The 7,202-nt window shown below is 38.8% G+C and carries 5 protein-coding genes; all 5 read right to left on the reverse strand.

What is annotated here, in order from left to right; genetic code table 11:
- Positions 1 to 105 precede the first annotated feature (105 nt).
- The 5 genes from glgA to ACFX4X_RS21270 all read right to left on the reverse strand — a co-directional run bounded on the left by glgA (position 106) and on the right by ACFX4X_RS21270 (position 7,050).
- Positions 106 to 1,542, reverse strand: coding sequence for a glycogen synthase GlgA (gene glgA / locus ACFX4X_RS21250; RefSeq protein WP_377386171.1), 1,437 nt, complete (start codon positions 1,540 to 1,542; stop codon positions 106 to 108).
- Positions 1,543 to 1,558: 16 nt separating this feature from the next.
- Positions 1,559 to 2,665: a glucose-1-phosphate adenylyltransferase subunit GlgD gene (glgD, locus tag ACFX4X_RS21255; protein WP_061463363.1), complete on the reverse strand. Its 1,107-nt coding sequence runs from the start codon at positions 2,663 to 2,665 to the stop codon at positions 1,559 to 1,561.
- Positions 2,666 to 2,682: 17 nt separating this feature from the next.
- A complete protein-coding gene (locus ACFX4X_RS21260) occupies positions 2,683 to 3,849 on the reverse strand; it encodes a glucose-1-phosphate adenylyltransferase (protein ID WP_061463364.1) in 1,167 nt (388 codons plus the stop codon).
- Positions 3,849 to 5,777, reverse strand: coding sequence for a 1,4-alpha-glucan branching protein GlgB (gene glgB / locus ACFX4X_RS21265; protein WP_377386180.1), 1,929 nt, complete (start codon positions 5,775 to 5,777; stop codon positions 3,849 to 3,851). The genes ACFX4X_RS21260 and glgB overlap by 1 nt, the downstream gene beginning before the upstream one ends.
- Positions 5,778 to 6,036: 259 nt before the next feature.
- The gene (locus ACFX4X_RS21270) at positions 6,037 to 7,050 is read right to left on the reverse strand and encodes a glycoside hydrolase family 15 protein (RefSeq protein ID WP_377386175.1); all 1,014 of its coding nucleotides are present in this window, start codon (positions 7,048 to 7,050) and stop codon (positions 6,037 to 6,039) included.
- Positions 7,051 to 7,202 lie beyond the last annotated feature (152 nt).

The following is a 7,202-nucleotide window of genomic DNA, read 5'->3' on the forward strand; positions in this document are numbered from 1 at the left end:
ATATTTTATATATATCAAACATATACCCATATTTGATGGTAAAAGAAACAAAACACTTACGAAGACTTATTTTCGCAAGTGTTTTATGTATTACCTATCCAATTATCACTTCATGACAGGGATGAGACTTTCATACAGCTCAATATACTTTATGGAAGATGATGTCCAACTGAAGTCTAACTTCATTGCACTTTCGACCATCTTCCTCCATCTTTTGGGCTGGAATTTGTAGAGCCCAACTGATTGTTCAATTGTATGAAGCATATCGTGTGCATTATAATTCGTAAAACTGAAACCATTCCCCTCACCAGTAAATTGATTATACGGAATGACTGTATCACGAAGTCCGCCTGTCTCCCTCACTAACGGCAGAGTACCATAACGAAGCGCCAATAGTTGGCCAATTCCACATGGTTCGAATTGGGACGGCATCAGAAATAAATCAGAACCTGCATATATGCGTCTTGCTAAACCCTCATCAAAATATGTATTTACTGAAACCTGATTTGGATATTGGTCAGCTAAATGGCGAAATGCAGATTCATATTGCTCATCACCCGTACCTAAAAGAATGAATTGAATTCCTTGGTTCATCATTTCATGAAAAACATGGAGAATAAGATCCATTCCTTTTTGATCAACAAGCCTGGTCACCATTGATATGACCGGGACATCATCATTGACTGGAAGATCCAACGATTTCTGTAACTCACGTTTATTCTCCATCTTACCCTCATAGGAATCGAATGGAACAGGAAGATGTTCATCTTCCGCAGGATTATATTCCTCATAATCCACTCCATTGATAATCCCTTTAAGGTCACCATTTCTTTTCCTTAAAAACCCATCCAGGTTTTCCCCAAAATAGGGACTCTGAATTTCTTCGGAATAACTTGGGCTTACAGTTGTGACTATGTTAGAGAAAGCTAAGCCAGCTTTCAAATAACTTACATTTCCATGGAATTCAAGACCATCGATATTAAAATATAATTCACTTAAATCCAGTAATTCTGCTAAAACAGCTTTAGGATAAACTCCTTGATAGCGTAAATTATGTATTGTAAATATCGTTTTAATATCCTGATAGAAAGGATGGTTATGATAATGGGCTTTCAGCAAAGCACTGACAAGGCCTGTTTGCCAATCATGACAGTGTATGACATCCGGCTTTTTTTCTAAATAGGGTAAAACCTCTAATATTGCACGGGAAAAGAAGGCGAACCTTTCGCCATCATCAAAAAAACCATAACTCCCATGCCGTTTAAAATAATATTCATTATCCAAGAAATAATATGTAATTCCATTTGCAACAAGTTTTTCGATACCACAAAATTGCTGGCGCCAACCAACAGGAACTTCAATACTCGTCATATGTTTCATTTCCTGTTTAAATCGGTTGGGCAGATCCCCGTATTTAGGAAGGATGACACTTACATGGACTCCCTGTTTTTTTAGCGCTTTAGGGAGCGCACCTATAACGTCTCCGAGCCCTCCCGTTTTTATAAAAGGGGCGCATTCTGAAGCAGCAAATACAACATTCATTGCCGCACCTCCTCTTTTAAATGACTTCCGCTTTTTTTATTACAACTGGCTGTTTTAAACCAATAACTGATTTTTCACTAGTAATTTTCACTTCTTTATCGGTTATGATATTTTCCACGATAGCACCTTCTTCAATCACGCCTTTTTGCATGATGATGCTATTTCTTATAACCGCTCCCTTTTTTACCTTTACTCCACGGAAGAGTATACTGTTTTCGACAGTCCCTTCAATATCACAACCGTTGGCTATCAATGAATTGGTAACCTTCGATGATCGTGAATATTTGGTCGGTGCCTCATGTTTGATTTTTGTATAAACATCCCAAGTGTCTCCGAAGAAAGAACGGATAACAGAAGGGTTCAGGAAATTCATATTACTGGAATGAAAACTTTCAATGGAATGGATGAATGGCATATCTCCAGTAAAATTGTAGCCTTTGACAGTAAAACGGTGAAGATTGGCTTTCACAGCATCTTTCAAAAAGTCATATTCTCCACTGGCAACACAGCTTTTGATCAAGTTCACCAATAAGGTTTTACTTATGATGAAGGTTTCGAGGCAAACATGGTCACCAGGTCTAGGGATGGTATAAAAGCTTATGTCCGTGATGTCATCATCCGAATCTACTGAGCAAGTGTGATAGATTGGCTTTTCTATTAATTCCCCTACATAATCCTTATAAACGACCGTAATATCCGCTTTATGTTTTTTATGATAATCAAGCACATCATTGAAATCCAATTTACATACATGGCTTCCAGGGGAAATGATGACAGTATCTGCCGCTGCACGTTCAAAAAAGCTGAGGTGATCATAGAATTGCTTCATATCGCCTGTTACAGTTTCATCCGGATGGATAGGGGGCAAGATGTATAATCCTCCTGAACGCCGATCCAAGTTCCATTCTTTTCCTGAGCCAAGATGATCCATGACTGAGAGATATTTTTCTTTTGGGAAAACGGCCACCTTTGATACATCCGCATTTATGAAGTTCGACATCGTAAAGTCAATCAAACGGTAGCGTCCACCAAATGGCACTGATGCTACATTACGGTGAGCGGTCAGCTCTTTTAAATGTTGTCTTTCATTGATTAAGTTAATAATACCCAACACATTTTCCATAGGATCTTCCCCTTTTTCTAGTTAAGAGTGATCTTCTTTTTGTTTGGATTGACAATGGTCTGATTTTCGCCAATTAAGGTGATATCGGATGTAACCGCTGAATTGCCAACTACTGCACCATCTTCTATAACACAATTGCTGGCTATGATGCTTCTTTCTATATGAACGTTTTCACCAATCGTAACATTAGGCATGATGACTGAATCTTTTATGGTTGACCCATAGCCCACCTGTACATTATACGATAAAACGGAATGTTCAATATTTCCATGTATCATGCACCCTTCATTGATAAGCGACTGACTAACCTCGGCATCTGATGAGATATATTGCGGAGGGTGGTTTGCATTGCGCGCAAAAATTTTCCACTGCTGATCATCCAACTGGAAATTTGGCGTTTCCTCCAATAAATCCATATGGGCCTGCCAAAGGCTTTCGACCGTTCCAACATCTTTCCAATAATCATTAAAACGATAGGCATACAGTTTTTTTCGATCTTCTAGCATCTTGGGAATGATGTTGCTACCGAAATCATTAGAAGAGTTTGCATCTTTTTCATCGTTTATTAAATACCGTCTTAGGTTCTTCCAATTGAAAAGGTATACTCCCATGGATGCGAGATTACTCTTTGGATACTTTGGTTTTTCATCGAATTGGGTGACTTTATCATCATCATTGGTATTCATAATCCCAAAACGGCTTGCTTCCTGCCATGGCACTTGAATGACAGCTATGGTTGCCTCTGAATTTTTTTCGATATGATAATCCAGCATCTTACTGTAATCCATCTTATAAATATGATCACCGGAGAGAATCAGTACATGTTCCGGATTATAGTTATCAATGTATTGGATATTTTGATAAACGGCGTTTGCCGTCCCTTTATACCACTCACCGCCTTCTTTCCCTTGATAAGGGGGAAGAACGGAAACTCCGCCAACATCCAGATCCAGATCCCAAGCTTTGCCATTACCCACATAATCATTTAGAATCAATGGCTGGTATTGGGTCAGTACCCCAACCGTATCAATACCAGAATGAGTGCAGTTACTTAATGGAAAATCGATGATCCTATACTTACCGCCAAAGGGTACCGCTGGTTTTGCCAAACCGATTGTCAATTCACCTAACCTCGAACCCTGGCCTCCTGCCAATAACATTGCTATCCATTTTTTCGCTCCCATTATTCGTTCACTCTCCCCCGTCTTTTTTTTGTTTGCTTCATAAAAATTGATATGCCTAAAGGAGGTACGGTTATTTCCATGCTGTATGGTTGATTATGACATGATTCTTTTTTGACATTAATGGGTTTTTCATTGACCTGACCAGATCCTCCGAAAGCTACTGAATCACTGCTGAAGACCTCTATATATTTCCCCTGGGATGGCACACCTATTTGATAATGAGCATGGGCCTGTGCAGAGAAATTACAGACAACAATACAATAATCACCTTTGCGTTTACCTTTTCTCATATAGGTTATGATACTCTGACTACTATTGTTTGGATCTATCCATTCAAATCCCTCCTGGACATGATCCAATCTCCATAGAGAGGAAGTTTGCCTATAAAATTCCTGAAGGGTACGGAAGTAATATGCCAGCTTTTCGTGAGATTCATATTTCAAAAGCAGCCAATCCAATTGTTCCTCATCTTTCCATTCTATGAACTGGCCAAATTCACCGCCCATAAAGAGAAGTTTCTTTCCAGGATGTGTCATGAAATACCCAAAGAGCAACCGTAAGTTAGCGAATTTCTGCCAATAGTCACCTGGCATCTTATTCAATAAAGACCTCTTGCCATGAACTACATCATCATGTGAAAAGGGTAAAACGAAATTTTCTGAAAAAGCATAGAACAATGAAAATGTTAAGAGGCTATGGTGATTTGGCCTTTCATTCGTTTCAAGTTTCATGTAACGAAGAATATCGTTAGTCCATCCCATATTCCATTTGTAATTAAAACCCAGGCCTCCGATATCGGTAGGTGATGTTATAAGCGGCCTGTCTGTTGCTTCTTCAGCCATCATTAATGCATGGGGATATTTATTGAAAACCACCTCATTAAGTTTTTGCAAAAATTGTATGGCTTCTATATTTTCCTCACCACCAAACTGGTTTTTCAGCTTAACCGGCAAGGGATTATCATGATTTAAATAAACCATTGACGATACCGCATCGACACGGACCCCATCAATATGGTATACATCCATCCAAAACATCACATTTGATATAAGAAAACTGATTACTTCCGGTTTAGTAAAATCAAAATTGTATGTCCCCCATAACGGACGCTCTGCCCTAGTATGATCAATTGGTTCATAGAGTGGCGTACCATCAAAACGGGAAAGTCCATGTGCATCTTTACAAAAATGGGCGGGGACCCAGTCAAGGATGACGCCAATGCCCTTTTGGTGGCAAAGGTTAATTAAATATTTAAAATCTTCCGGTGAACCGTAACGACTGGTAACGGAATAATAGCCTGTGACCTGGTATCCCCACGATTTATCAAATGGGTGTTCCATTATGGCCATGATTTCAATATGTGTAAAACTATTATCAATCACATAATCAACTAATCTATCAGCCAATTCACGGTACGAATAAAATACACCATCTTCTGTCTGTTTCCATGTTCCAGGGTGTACTTCATATATGGACATGGGTTTATGATAGATATTTTCCTTTTTCCTATCGGCTATCCACTTCGAATCTTGCCATTCAAAATTATCCAGCCTTTTAATGACCGAGGCTGTTTTTGGTCTGACTTCCGAATAGAAGGCATATGGATCGGCTTTTAGGATACGTTTATTTCCAGGTGTATGTATTTCGTATTTATAAAGTTCCCCTTCTTGAAGTCCTGGTACGAACAACACCCAGACGCCTGAACGCTCGATCCGTTTCATCGCATGATTATTTCCGTCCCAATTATTAAAATTACCGACTACTGAAACTTGCTTGGCATGGGGGGCCCAAACGGCGAAGCGTACTCCTTCATTACCTAATGATGTTACAATGTGTGCCCCAAGCATTTTATAGCTTTCATAAAGGGTGCCTTCATGAAACAAATATAAATCGAAATCGCTTGGATAATTCTCTTGTAGCTGGTCCATAATTGTACTCAATAAAACCCCTCCATCAGTATTAACTCGATAGTATTTTACCCATCGTTCCCCAGTTATTATATATATTCGGTGTAAATGATATTAATCCTTCAAATGGAGGTGAACTTATTATAATAAAATGCCCTTTTTTTGAAAATTAAAACACTTTTCTGTAGAAAAAGACCATTTAATGTAAAAATATTGTTATTCTAATAAAAGCCCTCCCCATTTTATAGGAAAGAGCTTTAAGGAATCATGTATGAATGCTTCATGTTACTTGTTCGGTTCGGATCATGTGAGTTTTCTTTAAGAATAAATAGGATAATGAGACTGACCATGCCAGGGGAGTATTCCTGTTTGGAATATTACTGCCTCCAATATATAACTCAGGGACTTCCCAATTTTCTGGAATGATCATTTTCGTTTTATCTGTATATTCCTTTACTTTGTTCATCATGCCAAGTTCAAGGTAGCATAAGCCCAGCCACGGAAGACCGAAACACCATTCCGCTTCCTGGCCTTCATTATAATAAAGGTCCTTTTCATATCGTATACAACCTTTTGTTCTTTCAAGGCGCCCTGTGACATTCTTCAATATTTTAAGGGCTATTTCACGATCTACCAGTCGATAAGGATAAATTAAGGATAAAAGGGCTAGATCCGTCTCTTTTGAATAACTTTCCCTCGGGAGTAGGAAACGAAGTGTTTCTTCTCCCTTCATTATCAGTTCCTCCTTAACGTTGACCAGCATCTTGACTGAATTCAAACCAGCAACACATGCACCGATGCTTGAAGCATGAATTTCGATATTTTCTTCCCACATCCCGTTATCTTCCGACTGCCAATATTGCAGGCATTCCAAGTAATTGACCAACTTTTGAACGATTTGTAAATCACGTTGATTTCTTATCACCTTTTTTCCATGCTTATATCCTTCTCCGACACCCCATAAAAAGGCACCTATCGCATCATTTTGGGCATGCCCCCATTCATCAGTCAGTTCTTCCAGTTCAGTGGAATACCGTGCATGGATATGTTCATAAAGATACTGGGGTTTCTGTTCTGTATGAATATCTATCTTCCACTCATAGGATTGAAATAAGTCGAATAAAGCATGATATGCTTTCTCATAACGATTGGATGGATCATTTATAAATGGCAGTACTGTATAAACGACATCCCTTATCCAGACATAATTATAATCATCGGAAACGCTTGCAGTATACGCGCCATTAGGAAGCCGCATGCGATCAAGAACCTCTAGGGCACCATTAACATTCATTAATTGAACACCTCCATAGTTATTTACTTATTCCCATTGTTGACAGACTCCCATTTTCTAAACGTTGGATCATTCATTTTGGCTCTTTTCGTAAAGATTGTTGTTTTTAAAACGAAACTATTTAAGGTTGATTGGAGCGGAAGTGCGAGACT

This window comes from Peribacillus sp. YIM B13481, assembly GCF_042787985.1.
GTDB lineage: Bacteria > Bacillota > Bacilli > Bacillales > DSM-1321 > Peribacillus > Peribacillus simplex_A.

What these genes read in the sequence shown, in the direction of transcription:
- glgA (WP_377386171.1), bottom strand. Translation starts at nt 1,542, where the DNA reads ATGAATGTTGTATTTGCTGCTTCAGAATGCGCCCCTTTTATAAAAACG.
- glgD (WP_061463363.1), bottom strand. Translation starts at nt 2,665, where the DNA reads ATGGAAAATGTGTTGGGTATTATTAACTTAATCAATGAAAGACAACAT.
- ACFX4X_RS21260 (WP_061463364.1), bottom strand. Translation starts at nt 3,849, where the DNA reads ATGGGAGCGAAAAAATGGATAGCAATGTTATTGGCAGGAGGCCAGGGT.
- glgB (WP_377386180.1), bottom strand. Translation starts at nt 5,777, where the DNA reads ATGGACCAGCTACAAGAGAATTATCCAAGCGATTTCGATTTATATTTG.
- ACFX4X_RS21270 (WP_377386175.1), bottom strand. Translation starts at nt 7,050, where the DNA reads ATGAATGTTAATGGTGCCCTAGAGGTTCTTGATCGCATGCGGCTTCCT.